The organism is Nocardioides kongjuensis, assembly GCF_013409625.1.
GTDB classification, from domain to species: Bacteria; Actinomycetota; Actinomycetes; order Propionibacteriales; family Nocardioidaceae; genus Nocardioides; species Nocardioides kongjuensis.
Map to the genome: position 1 here is coordinate 1,034,929 of NZ_JACCBF010000001.1, position 16,152 is coordinate 1,051,080.

A 16,152-nucleotide genomic window follows, 5' to 3' on the forward strand; every position below is an offset into this window, starting at 1 on the left:
CCTGACCACGTGCGCGCGTACCTCGACCTCGTCCAGCGGATCCTCGACGAGGGCACCGAGAAGGGGGACCGCACCGGCACCGGCACGCTGAGCGTGTTCGGGCACCAGATGCGCTTCGACCTCACCGAGGGCTTCCCGCTGGTGACCACCAAGAGGATCCACACCCGGTCGGTCTTCGGCGAGCTGCTCTGGTTCCTGCGCGGCGACACCAACGTGCGCTGGCTGCAGGAGCGCGGCATCACGATCTGGGACGAGTGGGCCGACGAGAACGGCGACCTCGGCCCCGTCTACGGTGCCCAGTGGCGCTCGTGGCCCACCCCCGACGGCGGTCACATCGACCAGCTCGCGCAGGTCATCGACCAGGTCCGGGCCAACCCCGACAGCCGCCGTCACATCGTCTCGGCGTGGAACCCCAGCCAGGTCGACGACATGGCGCTGCCGCCGTGCCACAGCCTGTTCCAGTTCTACGTCGCCGAGGGCCGCCTCAGCTGCCAGCTCTACCAGCGCTCGGCCGACGTCTTCCTCGGGGTGCCGTTCAACATCGCGTCGTACGCCCTGCTCACCCACATGGTCGCCCAGGTCGCCGGCCTCGGTGTCGGCGACTTCGTGCACACGCTCGGCGACGCGCACCTGTACTCCAACCACCTCGAGCAGGCTCGGCTCCAGCTGTCCCGGGAGCCGCGGCCGCTGCCCAAGCTGGTCCTCAACCCGGCCGTGACCGAGATCGACGCCTTCGAGCTCGAGGACATCACGGTCGAGGGCTACGACCCGCACCCCGCGATCAAGGCGCCGATCGCCGTATGAGCACCCCAGCCGGACGTCGGGTCACGATGGTGGCCGCCGTCGCCGAGAACGGTGTCATCGGTGCCGACGCCGACATCCCGTGGAAGATCAGCGAGGACTTCCAGCACTTCAAGGCCACCACGACGGGCCACGTGCTGATCCTGGGCCGGACGACCCACGAGGGCATCGGCCGTCCTTTGCCGGGCCGCACCACGGTCGTGCTGACCCGCGATCGCGACTACGCCGCCGAGGGCGTCGAGGTCGCCCACTCGATCACCGACGCCCTCGAGCTCGCCGACCGGATCCTCGAGGACCAGCCGGACGACCGGCAGGTGATGATCGGCGGGGGAGCGCACGTCTACGCCGCGGCGATGCCGTACGCCGACGAGCAGGTCATCTCCGAGATCCCGATGTCCCCCGAGGGCGACACGCACTACCCCGAGTTCAGCCCGAAGCGCTGGGCCGAGGTGCGCCGGGAGCCGCGCGACGGGTTCACCATCGTGTGGTGGGAGCGGGTCTTCGCCTGCGGCGGCTGACCAGGCGGCTGACCAGGCGGCTGGCAGGGTAGGAGCCATGGAGCTCCGTGTCTTCACCGAACCGCAGCAGGGTGCGACGTACGACGACCTGCTGGCCGTCGCCCTCGAGGCCGAGAGGCTCGGCTTCGCAGCGTTCTTCCGCAGCGACCACTACCTGCACATGAGCGGCGACGGGCTGCCCGGCTCGACCGACGCGTGGACCACGCTGGCGGGACTCGCTCGCGACACGAGGACCATCCGGCTCGGCACGATGATGACGAGTGCGACCTTCCGGTACCCGGGCGTGCTGGCGATCCAGGTCGCCCAGGTCGACCAGATGAGCGGCGGCCGGGTCGAGCTCGGCATCGGCGCCGGCTGGTTCACCCAGGAGCACACCGCCTACGGCATCCCGTTCCCCGACACCCGCGAGCGCTTCGAGCGGTACGCCGAGCAGCTCGAGCTGATCACCGGGCTGTGGTCGACGCCGCTCGGCGAGCGCTACGCCTTCGACGGTGTCCACTACCAGCTCAGCGAGAGCCCGGCGCTGCCCAAGCCGGTGCAGACGAGCGGCCTGCGCGGCGGCGTACCCCTCCTCGTCGGGGGCAAGGGCGCCCGCAGGACACCGGCACTCGCGGCGGCGTACGCCGACGAGTTCAACCTGCCGTTCGTCGACGAGGAGTTCACCGCGCTCCAGTTCGGCCGCGTCCGCCGCGCCGCCGAGGAGATCGGCCGCGACCCCGACTCGATCACCTGGTCCAACGCACTGGTCCTGTGCGTCGGCGAGGACGAGGCGGCCATCGCCCGCCGGGCCGCCGCCATCGGCCGCGAGGTCGACGAGCTGCGGGAGAACGGGCTCGCCGGCACGCCCGAGGAGGTGGTCGCCAAGATCCGCCGGTACGGCGACCTCGGCGCCCAGCGCATCTACCTCCAGGTCCTGGACCTGGGCGACCTCGACCACCTGCGGCTGGTCGCGGCGGAGGTCATGCCGCACGTGTGAAGTCGGTGACCGCGGCCAGCAGGCCTGCGGGATCGGCGAGCATCGGCAGGTGGCCGGTCGCCAGCTCGCGGCGGAAGTCTCCGCCGAGGGCTGCGGCGCTGGTGCGCTGGAGCGCCGGTGGCACGTCCCGGTCGGCGGTGGTGTGCACGTAGCCGGCGCGTCCGGGCACGCCGCCCGAGGGTGCGGGCGTCACGAACAGCCGGCGCGCCTCGGGGGTGAAGTCGGCGACCAGCCGGTCGACGGTCGCGGCCGGCAGACCGGCGCCCAGCCCGGTCCGCAGCTGCTTCTCCGGTGGCCGGGTGCCGGCCAGCCGCAGGATCACGGGCAGCAGCCACCGCTGCGGAGCGGGCAGCGCACCCGTGAACGATCGGCCGGGGCTCGGCCAGACGGCGGCCACGCCGAGGACGCCAGTGACCCGATCGGCCGCCGCGGCGAGCAGCGCCTGGGCGACCACGCCGCCGACGGAGTGCGCGACCACGGTGAACCGGGGCCACTCGACGGCGGCGAGCGCCGCTGCGGCGTACTCGACCGGTCCGGCTGTCGGGGCGTCCGGACGGGGTGCGACGCAGGACTCGCCGAGGCCGGCACGCACCTCGTCCCAGATCCAGGCCGGCAGGCCGGAGCCGCTGAGGAAGAGCACGGGTTCGGTCATGCCCACGACCCTGTCACCGGCCACCGACAGCGGCGGGGTGACGGCGACGTGAGGGAAACCGGCCGGGGACGATAGCCTTGACCCATGACTTCTGCACCCTTCGGCACCATGCTGACCGCGATGGTCACGCCGTTCCTCGAGGACGGCTCGGTCGACCTGGACGGGGTTCAGAAGGTCGCCAAGCACCTGGTCGACAACGGCAACGACGGCATCGTCGTGTCCGGCACGACCGGCGAGTCCCCGACCACCACGGGCGCCGAGGACGGCGAGACGCTCGCCGCCGTCAAGGACGCGGTCGGCGACCGCGCCAAGGTCGTCGCCGGTGTGGGCACCAACGACACCCGCCACTCCGTCGAGCTCGCGAAGCAGGCCGAGAAGGTCGGCGCCGACGGGCTGCTGCTCGTCACGCCCTACTACAACAAGCCCAGCCAGCCCGGCGTGCTCAACCACTTCCGCCAGGTCGTCGACGCGACCGCCGTGCCCGTCATGCTCTACGACGTCCCCGGCCGCACCGGCACCAAGATCGCGCTCGAGACCTACGCCGCAGCGTCGGGCTGGGAGAGCGTCGTGGCAATCAAGGAGGCGACCGGCGACATCTCCCGGACCGCCCAGCTGGTCGACCTCGGCTACGCCGTCTACTCCGGCGACGACGTCAACACGCTCGGCTACCTCGCCTACGGCGCCACCGGCCTGGTCTCGGTCGTCGGGCACGTGGCCGGCACCCAGCTGCGCACGATGATCGACACCTTCCTCGCCGGAGACCACGCCGAGGCCCTGCGCATCCACACCGGGCTGATCCCGGCGTTCGAGGCGATCATGGGCGTGCCCAACTACGGCGCGACGACCGCCAAGGCGGCGCTCGAGCTGGTCGGGGTCCTCACCAACCGTGCGGTGCGAGCCCCACTCATGGCGCTCGACGACGCCGAGGTCGCCGACCTCCGCGCCGGCCTGGCCGCAGCGGGCCTGCTCTGATGAGCCACCCGCACCCCGAGCTCTCCGCCCCGCCGAAGCTGCCCAAGGGCGGCCTGCGCGTCATCCCGCTGGGCGGCCTGGGCGAGGTCGGTCGCAACATGACCGTCTTCGAGTACGACGGCCGGCTGCTGATCGTCGACTGCGGCGTGCTCTTCCCCGACGACCACCACCCGGGCGTCGACCTGATCCTCCCCGACTTCGCGCCGATCCGGGACCGGCTCGATGCCGTTGAGGCGCTGGTGCTCACCCACGGGCACGAGGACCACATCGGCGCCACGCCGTACCTGCTGCGGGAGCGCGAGGACATCCCGCTCGTCGGCTCCCAGCTCACCTTGGCCCTGGTCAACTCCAAGCTGCGCGAGCACCGGCTGCGCAACACGCCGTTCCACACGGTCAAGGAGGGCGACCGGATCTCCTTCGGTCCCTTCGACCTGGAGTTCGTGGCGGTCAACCACTCGATCCCCGACGCGCTCGCGGTCGCGATCCGCACCGGTGCCGGCATGGTGCTCCACACCGGCGACTTCAAGATGGACCAGCTCCCGCTCGACGGCCGGATCACCGACCTGCGTGCGTTCGCCCGGCTGGGCGAGGAGGGCGTCGACCTCTTCCTGACCGACTCCACCAACGCCGACGTCCCCGGCTTCACCACCGCCGAGCGCAGGATCACCCCGGTGCTGGAGCAGGCCTTCGCCGAGTCGAAGCAGCGGATCATCGTCGCCTGCTTCGCCTCCCACGTGCACCGCGTCCAGCAGGTGCTCGACGCCGCGGTGAAGTACGACCGCAAGGTCGCCTACGTCGGTCGCTCGATGGTCCGCAACATGGCCATCGCCCGCGACCTGGGCTACCTCCACGTCCCGCCGGGCGTGATGGTCGAGGCCAAGGAGCTCGCCGACCTCGCCCCTGAGCGGCAGGTCCTCATCTCGACCGGGTCGCAGGGCGAGCCGCTCAGCGCCCTGGCCCGGATCGCGCAGCGCAGCCACAACTTCGTGCACCTCGAGGAGGGCGACACCGTCGTCCTCGCCTCGAGCCTGATCCCCGGCAACGAGAACGCCGTCTACCGGGTGATCAACGGCCTGTCCCGCCTCGGCGCCAACGTCGTCCACAAGGGCAACGCGCTGGTCCACGTCAGCGGCCACGCCAGCGCCGGCGAGCTGCTCTACTGCTACAACATCGTCAAGCCGAGGAACGTGCTGCCCGTCCACGGCGAGGTCCGCCACATGCTCGCCAACGGCGACCTGGCCAAGGCCACCGGTGTCGAGAACGTCGTCTACGCCGAGGACGGCGTCGTGGTCGACCTCGTCGACGGCGTGGCCTCCGTGGTCGGCAAGGTCGAGTGCGGCTACGTCTTCGTGGACGGACAGTCGGTCGGCGACGTCACCGAGTCCGAGCTCAAGGACCGCCGGATCCTCGGCGAGGAGGGCTTCATCTCGGTCATCGTGGTCGTCGACTCCGTCGCCGGGAAGGTCTCCGCCGGACCCGAGATCCACGCCCGCGGCCACGCCTGGGCCGACTCCGACTTCGAGTCGATCAAGCAGCCGATCATCGACGCGGTCAACCGCTCGCTGACCGAGGGCAGCACCGACACCTACCAGCTGCAGCAGGTGATCCGCCGGACCATCGGCCGCTGGGTGAGCAACACCCACAAGCGCCGGCCGATGATCATCCCGGTCGTGGTCGAGGCGTAGCGGCCAGCGCGAACAACGCCCGAACGCCAAGACGCCCCGCCCCTCCTTGCGGAGGGACGGGGCGTCTGTCGTTGCTGGGGACTACTGCTTGCCCTTCAGCTTGATCGTCACCGTCGCGGTGAAGGCGGCGATCTTGGCGTCACCGGGGTAGCTCACGGTCGCCTTGACCTTGCGCACGCCCTGCTTCCACAGCTTCCTGAGCTGCTTCTTCGCCTTGATCGTCAGCACGCCGTTGACCACGGTCCCGGTGTACTGCTTGCCCTTGATCGTGACGGTCACCGGACCGGCCAGCGCGACGCCACCGGCGGTGGCGATGCTGATCGTGACGGTGCCCTTCTTGGCGCTCGCCTTCGGGGAGACGGTCGCGGTGCCGGGTGTCGGGGGAGCGGGCACGACCACGGTCGTGCTGACCGGATCAGACTTTCCGGCAGCGTTGACCGCGATCACGGAGACCTGGTGCGAGCCCGGTCCGACGGGAGCGGAGTCGAACGACGTCGTAGCCGCGCCCACCGCCGTCGGTGCTGCGCCGTCGACGCTGACCTCGTATCCGGTCACCGGCGTGCCGCCGTCGCTGGCCGGCGCGTGCCAGCCCGCCTGGATCTTGCCGGTGCCGGCCTGCCAGGTCGCGGTGAGGTTCGTGGCCGGGCCCGGACGGTCGGGGACCACGACCGTCACCGTCAGCGGCGCGGAGTCGCCCGTGGCGTTGGTCGCCATGACCGACACCGTGTGCGATCCCTTGACCAGGTCCATGCCGTCGAGCGAGGTCGTGCCTGCCGGGACCGTGGTCGGGGCCCCGCCATCGACGGTCACCTTGTAGCCGGTGATCGATGAGCTGCCGCCGTCGGCCGGCTCGTCCCAGGTCGCCTTCACCTTGCGGGTGTTCGGCTGCCAGGCCGCCTCGAGGTTCTGCACGATCGTGGGCGTCGCGCCCGGGGTCGAACAGACACTCACGGCGATGTTGTCGATGTACCAGCCGTCGTTGCCGTTGCAGCCGTCCATGCCGAAGTCGAACCGGAACTGGACGGTGTCACCGGCGTCGGCGACCTGGCTGAGGTCGATCACCGACGAGCCCCACGATCCGGTCGGCTGGCCGCCGTCGGCACCGGTGAACGCCACCTCGTCCGCCATCGGGTTGGTGTTGCCCGCCGCGACTGACTGCAGGTGGCCACCCGGCGCGTTGTGGATCCAGGCGGCGTCAGGAACCAGCTCGTACGCCGCTCCGTTGACGCTGACCTTGACGTTGCCGCCGTCGAACTCGACCTCCGAGGCCACGTAGTGGTCGAAGGAGAGCCGGGGCGTCGTGCCGTCGGGGACGGTCAGCTCGGGTGTGGCCATCCCGACCCGGGAGGAGTAGTCGTCCTCGCCGAGGTTGCAGTGTCCGAAGCTGCCGGCGTTTCCCTTGTCGTTGAAGTAGAGGACGTTCGGGTCGCCCTGGTGCGCGGCGCCGCCGTCGGTAACGGTCGGAAGGTCTGCCGTCACGGACGCGTCGAAGTGCTTGGCGCCGCTACCGTCCTCGCCGAAGTCGGCGTACTCCACGTCCTGCGTCCAGTCGGCGGGCAGGCCGGCCTCGAAGTCCTCGGACCAGACCGTGCTGGTCACCGTCCCTGCGCCACAGCTGATCGTGCCGGGGTCGAACATCGGCTGGAAGTTGCACTGGGTCGGCTCCGTGCGGAGCTGGGTGGCCAGTGCGGCCTTGGCGACATCCGCGCAGTCGCCGGCAGTGATGGGCGCGATCACACCCTTGTCGTCCGCGCTGCCGCCCGTTGCACTCTCACCCAGGGTGAGCTTCTTCAGGGTGGCGTTGCCGGTCAGGACCGCGCAGGACTGCTCCAGTCCGTCGGCGAGCTCGGCGAAGCCGGACGTGGGCGTGAGGTAGTTCGTCTGCGTGTGCCAGAAGATGTTGGCTGCCTTGTCGAGGCCGATACCGCCGATGGTCTGGCCGTTGTAGGTGCCACCGTCGACGAGCAGCGCGTAGGTGTGGTTGACCACGCCGGAGTTGGTGTGGACCCCGCCGCTGTCGCCGGTGTCGCAGGCGTACTCCTCGTCCGACACCTTGCCCGGGTCGCCGTAGCAGGTCGGGTTCCACATGTCGCGGATCGCACCACCGAAGGCGGGGTCGTCCTCACCGGAGAGCCAGCGGAAGCTGGTGTCGCGCGAGCCGGGCACCTCGTCGTCGGCCAGCGTGATCGTCAGCGGAACGGCGGCAGCCTTGATCTCGGAGCCGTCGGCCTGGCTGACCATGGCGCCGTAGAGGTCGGAGAAGCCGGCCACGGACGAGACACCGGGGCGGTTGTTGCCGAAGATGATGCCGGTCGCGCCGGCGTCCTCGGCATGGGCGATCTTGTCGGCGAAGGCGCACAGCCCGCGATCGACGTACACGAACTTGCCGGAGATGGCGGCGCCGTTGTCGAACGGGGAGCAGCCGTCGGTGTCGGTGCCCACCACGTCGCCGTCCTCCTCCTCGACCGCGTCCGTTCCGACCACCAGGTCGTCGGTGACGTTGTCGATGATCGGGCCGAACGCGGCCGGCGCGCCGGTGCAGGTGCCGACCGGGGCGCTGACCTCGACGGAGATCGCGCCACGGGTGCCCTCGGAGCACTTGCCGTCGGTGCGGTGCGTCGCCTCGTCCGGCGAGTTGAAGCGGTCGTTGAGCATGTCGACCGTCTCGCCCCAGATGTCCGAGTACGCCTCGTTCATCGCACCCGGCTGCCACTGGTAGAGCAGGCCCGAGGTCTTCTCGGTGTAGGCGTGGCCCCACTCGTGCGCCACGGTGTCGTCGGAGGACACGCCGGAGCAGTAGTTGGTCGAGGCTCCGTTCCAGTTCGCGTTCGGGCAGTCGATGTCGGGGTCGTTGTTGACCGTGATCATCTTGCTGCCCGCGCCGTCCCAGGCGTCGCGACCGAACGAGTTCTTGAAGAACCAGTACGCCTCGCCGGTTCCCTGGACCTCGCTCTTCTGGTCGTCGTCCAGGGCGCCGGGGAAGTCGTCGCCCTCCTTCCACACGATCGGTTCGTTGATCGAGGTCTCGTGCAACTCGCGATCGAGGTTGTGCGCGATCATCGTGTAGCGGTTGACCGGCTTGCCGGTGATGGCGTCGAGCACGCTGGTCTCACGGACCTGCTTGCCGTCGGTCACCTCGACGACCCAGGCCAGCAGGTTGCGGCCCTCGACGCCCTGGATGGCGCCCATCCGGTAGACCATCAGGTCCGCCTTGGTGGCGCTCAGGTCGCCCGCCTTCGGCTTCCTCGTCGCGGCGTCGCCCTGGCCGGCCGGTGCGTCGGCGGCGAGCTTGATCGCCTTCGCGACCGCCGCGTCCTTGTCGAGGCGCGGGGTGACGTCGACGTCGATCTTCGGCACGACGTACCCGGTCACCGAGGTCAGGTCGCCCTGTGCGTCGACGTGCGCGCGCAGCTTCGCGCCGAACACCGGCACTCCCTGGTAGGACTGCGCGAAGTCGACGGTGAAGCCGGCGGGCGTCTTGGTGGTGGTGGACCGCTGCAGCTGCGCGGCGGTGGCGCCGAACGCGCGGGCGTACTTGTCGACGTAGCCGGTGGCCTTGGCCTCGGCGCCGCTGCGGGTCCTGCCCGACTGCTCGGACGGGTAGAGGTCCTCGGTCGCGCTGATGAAGCTGAGCTTGTCCGTGGCCGGCGAGGTCGTCACGGCCACGTTGCCACTGGCCTCGCCGCGCATCTGCTGCACGACCGACGGGTCCTTCGGAGCGGCCGCCGTCGGCGTCGACGGGATGGCCACGAGGGCCGCCCCGACGAGAGAGAGTCCGACGCCCTTCCTCAGGGCGTCAGGAAGGTTGAGTCTCACGAAATGTTCTCCTCGAGATAGAACGTGCCCTCGGCAGGCCTAGGGGGTGCCAGCTCCCGAAACACGTGGACGAGACCCTAGGGGGCAGGAATGCGGGCGGTCCAGAGGTTCGGAGCAAACTCTGCGTCAGGTGGGGCGCCGAGCCGCAGGAACTTCGGGGGGAGCACCGGGGCGGGCCCGGTCGAGACACACCGCCCTGTGGTCCCTGTGACTGGTGGGGCCATCGCCTAGGTTTGGTGTCATGGCGACCCGTACGTCTTCCCCGCCGGCGTCGCGCAGCAGGACCAGCTCTTCCTCCCGCTCGGGCGTGAAGAAGACAGCCAGCTCGCGTACCCGGAGTACGACCACCAAGAAGCGACCGCCGGCGAAGAAGTCGGCGGCGAAGCGGCCTGCCCCGCGGGCGGTGCGCAGCGGCCCGGGGCCGGTGCTGCGCGCGTTCACCGCGCTCGGCAGGGGAGTGGTCGCGCTGTGGCTCGCCTTCGCCCACGGCATCGGAGCGGTCACCCGGGGCGTCGGCCACGGCGCCCGCGACATCGACCCCGAGCAGCGGCGCGACGGCTTCGGCCTGCTGCTGGTCGCCGTCGCGCTGATCATCACCGGCGCGGTCTGGTTCGAGGTGCCCGGTGGGGTCATGGACTTCACCCGCGCCGCGGTGTCCGGATCGGTCGGCAAGATCGGCTGGTTCGTGCCGCTGCTCGTGCTGGCCGCCGGCTGGCGGGTCATGCGCGACCCGGTCGGCAACGGCCCGGCCGGTCGCCAGGTCATCGGCTGGACCGCGTTCTCCTTCGGCCTGCTCGGCATCGTCCACATCGCCAACGGCAGCCCCGAGCCCGTGCAGGGCGACACCACGCCACTGCGCGAGGGCGGCGGCGCGGTCGGGTACGTCGTCTCGGCCCTGCTGCTCGACCTGCTCCGCGCGCCGGCGGTCGTCGTACCGCTGCTGGCGCTGCTGGCCTTCTTCGGCATCCTCGTGATCACCGCGACGCCGCTGTACCGCGTGCCCGACCGGCTGCGCGAGATCGGCGACCTGCTGCTGGGCCGGCACCACGAGTACGGCGACGCGCAGCCGCTCAGCATCGACGACACCTTCGAGCGGATGGGCGACCCGGCGTACGACTCCCCGGTCCTCGCCGAGCCGAAGAAGCGGCGCCGCAAGAAGGACGAGGAGCCGAACCCCGTCGAGGAGTCGATGGAGCTGCTCACGCCCATCGACGTGCCGCTCGTCGACGACGAGCCGATCGACCCCGAGGCGGGCTCCAACGCCCTCATCGCCCGCCGGCTGGCGCAGGCGACGACCGCCGACGACGAGACCGGCGAGCTCGAGCCGCCGCCGCACGCCGACCTGCCGCAGCGCGTCGAGCAGCTCGCCCTGTCCGGCGACATCGTCTACACGCTGCCCGACGCCTCGGCGCTCAAGCCGGGCGACCCGCACCGCGCCCGGTCGAAGGCCAGCGACGACGTCGTCTCGCGCCTGCAGGGCGTGCTCGACGAGTTCAACGTCGACGCCCAGGTCGTCGGCTACACGCGTGGTCCGACGGTCACCCGCTACGAGATCGAGCTCGGCACCGGCGTCAAGGTCGAGAAGATCCTCGGCGTCCAGCGCAACATCTCCTACGCCGTCGGCTCGGAGGACGTGCGGATCCTCAGCCCGATCCCGGGCAAGTCCGCGGTCGGTGTCGAGATCCCCAACACCGACAAGGAGATCGTCTCCCTCGGCGACGTGCTCCGCTCCAACGTCGCGCGCACCGATCACCACCCGTTGGTGGCAGGTCTCGGCAAGGACGTCGAGGGCGGCTTCGTGGTCGCGAACCTCGCGAAGATGCCGCACCTGCTGGTCGCCGGCGCCACCGGCTCCGGAAAGTCGAGCTTCATCAACTCGATGATCACCTCGGTGCTGATGCGCTCCACGCCCGACGAGGTGCGGATGATCATGGTCGACCCCAAGCGGGTCGAGCTGAACGCCTACGAGGGCGTCCCGCACCTGATCACGCCGATCATCACCAACCCCAAGAAGGCCGCCGAGGCGCTCGAGTGGGTCTGCCGCGAGATGGACATGCGGTACGACGACCTGGCCAACTTCGGCTTCCGGCACATCAACGACTTCAACAAGGCCGTCCGTGAGGGCAAGGTCGAGGTCCCGCCGGGCAGCGAGCGCACGCTGACGCCGTACCCGTACCTGCTGGTGATCGTCGACGAGCTCGCCGACCTGATGATGGTCGCGCCGCGCGACGTCGAGAGCTCGATCGTGCGCATCACCCAGCTCGCGCGAGCCGCCGGCATCCACCTGGTGCTCGCGACGCAGCGCCCGTCGGTCGACGTCGTCACCGGTCTGATCAAGGCGAACGTCCCGTCCCGACTCGCGTTCGCGACCTCCAGCCTCGCCGACAGCCGGGTCATCCTCGACACCCCGGGTGCCGAGAAGCTGGTGGGCCAAGGTGACGGACTGTTCCTGCCGATGGGTGCCTCCAAGCCGATCCGCGTGCAGGGCTCGTGGGTCAGCGAGCCCGAGATCCAGCAGGTCGTCAAGCACTGCAAGGGCCAGCTCGAGCCGAGCTACCGCGAGGACGTCACCGCGCCGGCGGCGTCCAGCAAGGTGCTCGACGACGACATCGGCGACGACATGGACCTGGTCATCCAGGCGATCGAGCTCGTGGTCTCCACGCAGTTCGGCTCCACGTCGATGCTGCAGCGCAAGCTCCGCGTCGGCTTCGCCAAGGCCGGCCGGCTGATGGACATCCTCGAGAGCCGTGGCGTGGTCGGACCCAGCGAGGGATCCAAGGCGCGCGACGTGCTGGTCAAGCCCGACGAGATCGATGCCGTGATCATGACCATCCAGGGGGAGGCGTGAGCGAGATCACCGAGAACACCGACACCACCGAGGCTGCCGGCACCAACCCCCGGATCGAGGTCCGCCGCAACGTCGCCCTGTCGGCGTCCGTCGGCGGGTTCTCGGCGTTGCTCACGGTCGCGTTCGCGGTCCGCGCGTTCAGCGGCGGCAGCACCCTGGACTGGCTGTCCTTCGGCGTCCTGGTGCTGGTGACGATCGCCCACGCCGCCTCGCTCGTCGACGGTCGCGCGCCGCTGCTGGTCGCCGACGACCACGGCGTGCGACTGCGCCACGGGGCCAAGTGGCGGGGGATCGCCTGGCCCGAGATCGACTGCCTCGAGCACCTGCCGCGACGCGGCGTGGTCCGCGACGGGCACATCCTGGTCGACGGGTACGACGACCAGCAGCTCGTCGTCCCCCTGACGCTGGCGACGCGCATCGTCGGCGTCGAGTCCGGCTCCCTGAGCGACGCTCTCGCCGACCTCGCCGACGGGCGCGCCGACGTGGTCGAGGTCGTGCCCGGCCTCTCCGAGGAGGGCACCGCGCCGCGCAGCGAGTCGGTGCCCAAGCTGAGCGACCTGTACGCCGACGAGGAGCCCGTCGTGCCCGAGGCCCGGCGCGGCATCGCGGCCCGGGTCGCCGCCGGCCTGTCGGGACGCGCGGGCGAGGACGTGGTCGAGGAGGTGGTCGAGGAGACCGCCGACGAGGCCGACTACGAGGACACCGGTGAGGTGATCCTCGCCGAGGACACCGAGACCACCGACGAGTTCGCCGCCGTGGAGCAGGAGCCGCCTGCTCCCGAGCGGATGACCGTGCTCCCCGCGCGGGTCGAGCTGGACCGGCCGACCCCGGAGCGGCCGACGCTGGTCCAGGCGCCGGTCGACCCACCGCGCCCGGTGGATCTCGAGGACACCGGTGCGGTCACCGTCGTCCTCGACGACCTGGCCGTGCGTCCGGCGGCCCAGCCCGTGATCGGTCCCGAGCTGACCGCGGCCCGCGACCGCCTGCGCCTCACGATCGACCAGCTCTCCGAGCGCACCCGGATCCGTCCCCACGTGATCGAGGCGATCGAGGTCGACGACTTCGCGCCCTGCGGTGGCGACTTCTACGCCCGCGGCCACCTGCGCACCCTCGCCCGGGTCCTCGGCATCGACGCCGGGCCGCTCGTGGCGTCGTACGACGAGACCTACGCCGACGCCCCGGTCGACCCGCGCCGCGTGTTCGAGGCCGAGCTCGCCACCGGCACCGGCGGCTCGATCCGCAGCACCCGGGGCGGTCGCAACTGGTCGGTCCTCATCGCCGCGGTGATGGGTGCGGTGCTGATCTGGTCGGTCGCCAAGCTGGTGATGGGCGGTCCCGTCGCCGTCGGCGAGACCCCGGTGCTCAACCAGAGCGGCGGCATCTCCAAGGCTGCCGCCGCGAAGGGCGACCCGGTCAAGCTGACCCTGGTGGCGGCCGGCGGGGGAGCCCAGCTGGTCATCCGCGACGCTGCCGGCGAGATCGTCTTCGACGGCAACCTGGCGTTCGGGCAGACCTCGGAGCTCAAGGTCGTCCCGCCGGTGCGGATCTGGAGCTCCGACGGCTCGGTGACCTACGCCATCGGCGGCAAGAAGCCGCAGGCGCTCGGCGACACCGGTGCCGAGGCGTCCAAGACCGTCGCCGGCTCCTGATCACACGAGCGAGGAATGCCGGCGGCCCGCGGTCCGCCGGTAGCCTTGGCCCGACATGACCAGCACACCCACGAACCCCGTCTCGGTCGCGCTGCTCACCCTCGGGTGCGCACGCAACGACGTCGACTCCGAGGAGCTGGCCGGCCGCCTCGCCGCGGACGGCTTCACGCTCGTCGACGACCCGGAGGACGCCGACACGGTCGTGGTCAACACCTGCGGCTTCGTCGACGCGGCCAAGAAGGACTCGATCGACACCCTGCTCGCCGCCGCCGACCTCAAGGAGTCCGGCCGGCCGCAGGCGGTCGTCGCGGTGGGCTGCCTGGCGGAGCGCTACGGCGAGGAGCTCGCCGACTCGCTGCCCGAGGCCGATGCCGTGCTGGGCTTCGACGACTACCAGGACATCTCCGGGCGGCTGCGCTCGATCCTCGCCGGCGAGCGTCCGCACCCGCACACCCCGCGCGACAGGCGGCTGCTGCTGCCGATCAGTCCGGCCGAGCGGCAGGTGGCCGTCGAGACCGCCGAGTCTGCCGGGTTCGGCGCCGACTTCGACATCGCCATCCCCGGCCGCTCCGCGATCCGGCGACGCCTCGACGGCGGACCGATGGCTCCGCTGAAGCTGGCCAGCGGCTGCGACCGGCGGTGCACCTTCTGCGCGATCCCGATGTTCCGCGGCTCGTTCGTCAGCCGCCGGCCCTCCGACGTGCTGCAGGAGGCCCACTGGCTGGCCGAGCAGGGTGTCAAGGAGCTCTTCCTCGTCTCGGAGAACTCCACCTCCTACGGCAAGGACCTCGGCGACCTCGGCCTGCTCGAGACGCTGCTGCCCGAGCTGACCGCGATCGACGGCATCGAGCGGGTCCGGGTCTCCTACCTGCAGCCCGCCGAGACCCGCCCCGGACTGGTCCGCGCCATCGCGTCCACGCCCGGCGTGGCGCCGTACTTCGACCTGTCCTTCCAGCACGCCAGCGCCACGGTGCTGCGCCGGATGCGCCGCTTCGGCGACCCGGAGAGCTTCCTCGGCCTGCTCGACCAGGTGCGCTCGCTCGCGCCCGAGGCCGGCGTGCGCTCCAACGTGATCGTCGGCTTCCCTGGCGAGACCGAGGAGGAGTTCCAGACGCTGTGCGACTTCCTGGTCGCCGCGCGGATGGACGTCACCGGCGTGTTCGGCTACTCCGACGAGGACGGCACCGAGGCCGAGAAGCTCGACGGCAAGCTCGACGAGGACGAGATCAACGCCCGCGTCCAGCACCTCAACGACCTCGTCTCCGAGCTCACCGCGCAGCGCGCCGAGGAGCGGATCGGCAGCACCGTCGAGGTTCTCGTCGAGGAGCTCGACCCCGACGGGACCGGCGACGGCACCGTCGAGGGCCGCGCCGCCCAGCAAGGGCCCGAGGTCGACGGCACCACCCGGGTGCTCGGCGTACCCGGTGCGCGCCTGGGCGACCTCGTCACCGCGGTCGTCGTCGCCACCGACGGCGTCGACCTGATCGCCGAACCGGCAGGAGGACAGGGATGAGCGAGACCAGCACGGGGCAGACCCCGGCCCCGGCCAAGCCGAGCAACTGGAACCTCCCCAACGCGCTGACGACGCTGCGGATCGTGCTGGTGCCCTTCTACGGCTGGGCGCTGCTGTACGACGGCGGCGACTCGATCACCTGGCGCACCGTCGCCTGGGCGATCTTCTTCGTCGCGATGGTCACCGACAAGATCGACGGCGACATCGCGCGCGCCCGCAACCTGGTGACCGACTTCGGCAAGATCGCCGACCCCATCGCCGACAAGGCGATCACCGGCATGGCCTTCATCGGCTTGTCGATCATCATGGACACCTGGTGGATGTGGACGATCACGATCGTCGTCCTGGTCCGCGAGTGGGCCGTCACCCTGCTGCGCCTGTCGGTGCTCAAGTCGGTCGTCATCGCCGCCGCCCGCAGCGGCAAGTGGAAGACCGCCGCCCAGGCCCTCGCCCTCGGCTTCCTCACGCTCCCGCTGCTCGAGGTCGACGGCTGGCTCGACGTCCCCGGTGAGATCACCTACGGCGTCGCGATCGCGCTGCTGCTCGTCGCCTTCGTGCTGACGATCTGGTCGGGCTACGAGTTCTTCCGCGACGTGTGGAAGCAGCGCGACTCGATCCGCCGGCCGTCCGCGGCCTGAGCTCGCTCGTCTGCCCGCGCCTGTCCGGCGGGGGCGGTCACTGAGATCGTCCGGTCCACGGGATCGCAAGGGCAACATCTGACG

At 70.8% G+C, this 16,152-nt stretch carries 11 protein-coding genes; 9 read left to right on the forward strand and 2 right to left on the reverse strand.

The genetic code is table 11. The annotated features are described in order from the left end of the window. Positions 1-9 precede the first annotated feature (9 nt). The 3 genes from BJ958_RS04875 to BJ958_RS04885 are packed head-to-tail and all read left to right on the forward strand — an operon-like array spanning position 10 to position 2,295. Positions 10-804, forward strand: a complete 795-nt coding sequence (locus BJ958_RS04875; RefSeq protein WP_179725801.1) for a thymidylate synthase — start codon at positions 10-12, stop codon at positions 802-804. Continuing rightward, on the forward strand, positions 801-1,319 hold the full coding sequence (locus BJ958_RS04880; RefSeq protein ID WP_179725802.1) for a dihydrofolate reductase: 519 nt from the start codon (positions 801-803) through the stop codon (positions 1,317-1,319). The genes BJ958_RS04875 and BJ958_RS04880 overlap by 4 nt, the downstream gene beginning before the upstream one ends. A gap of 37 nt (positions 1,320-1,356) precedes the next feature. Next, on the forward strand, positions 1,357-2,295 hold the full coding sequence (locus BJ958_RS04885) for an LLM class F420-dependent oxidoreductase (RefSeq protein WP_179725803.1): 939 nt from the start codon (positions 1,357-1,359) through the stop codon (positions 2,293-2,295). Here BJ958_RS04885 and BJ958_RS04890 read toward each other — a convergent pair. Continuing rightward, positions 2,279-2,947, reverse strand: coding sequence for an alpha/beta fold hydrolase (locus BJ958_RS04890; RefSeq protein ID WP_179725804.1), 669 nt, complete (start codon positions 2,945-2,947; stop codon positions 2,279-2,281). The two genes, BJ958_RS04885 and BJ958_RS04890, sit on opposite strands and share 17 nt — an antisense overlap. Before the next feature lie 84 nt (positions 2,948-3,031). On the opposite strand from BJ958_RS04890, the gene dapA reads away from it, so the two are divergent. Both dapA and BJ958_RS04900 read left to right on the forward strand, forming a co-directional pair. Further along, complete coding sequence (dapA, locus tag BJ958_RS04895; RefSeq protein ID WP_179725805.1) at positions 3,032-3,919, forward strand: 4-hydroxy-tetrahydrodipicolinate synthase; 888 nt, start codon at positions 3,032-3,034, stop codon at positions 3,917-3,919. Next, entirely contained in the window at positions 3,919-5,604 is a 1,686-nt protein-coding gene (locus BJ958_RS04900; RefSeq protein WP_179725806.1) for a ribonuclease J, read from the forward strand. Before dapA ends, BJ958_RS04900 begins: the two co-directional genes overlap by 1 nt. An 81-nt stretch (positions 5,605-5,685) precedes the next feature. Here BJ958_RS04900 and BJ958_RS04905 read toward each other — a convergent pair whose 3' ends face one another. Next, positions 5,686-9,420 carry a M4 family metallopeptidase gene (locus tag BJ958_RS04905; protein WP_179725807.1) on the reverse strand — a complete coding sequence of 1,245 codons (3,735 nt, stop codon included), beginning with the start codon at positions 9,418-9,420 and terminating at the stop codon, positions 5,686-5,688. A gap of 241 nt (positions 9,421-9,661) precedes the next feature. Here BJ958_RS04905 and BJ958_RS04910 point away from each other — a divergent pair, with 241 nt between their 5' ends. From BJ958_RS04910 to pgsA, 4 genes are read left to right on the forward strand one after another with little or no spacing between them, the layout of a single operon-like run. Then, positions 9,662-12,268, forward strand: a complete 2,607-nt coding sequence (locus BJ958_RS04910) for an FtsK/SpoIIIE family DNA translocase (protein ID WP_179725808.1) — start codon at positions 9,662-9,664, stop codon at positions 12,266-12,268. Next, the gene (locus BJ958_RS28950) at positions 12,265-13,917 is read left to right on the forward strand and encodes a helix-turn-helix domain-containing protein (protein ID WP_179725809.1); all 1,653 of its coding nucleotides are present in this window, start codon (positions 12,265-12,267) and stop codon (positions 13,915-13,917) included. Before BJ958_RS04910 ends, BJ958_RS28950 begins: the two co-directional genes overlap by 4 nt. 55 nt (positions 13,918-13,972) lie before the next feature. Beyond that, the gene (gene rimO / locus BJ958_RS04920; protein WP_179725810.1) at positions 13,973-15,430 is read left to right on the forward strand and encodes a 30S ribosomal protein S12 methylthiotransferase RimO; all 1,458 of its coding nucleotides are present in this window, start codon (positions 13,973-13,975) and stop codon (positions 15,428-15,430) included. After that, positions 15,427-16,068, forward strand: a complete 642-nt coding sequence (pgsA, locus tag BJ958_RS04925) for a CDP-diacylglycerol--glycerol-3-phosphate 3-phosphatidyltransferase (protein ID WP_179725811.1) — start codon at positions 15,427-15,429, stop codon at positions 16,066-16,068. Before rimO ends, pgsA begins: the two co-directional genes overlap by 4 nt. The last annotated feature ends 84 nt before the right edge of the window (positions 16,069-16,152 follow it).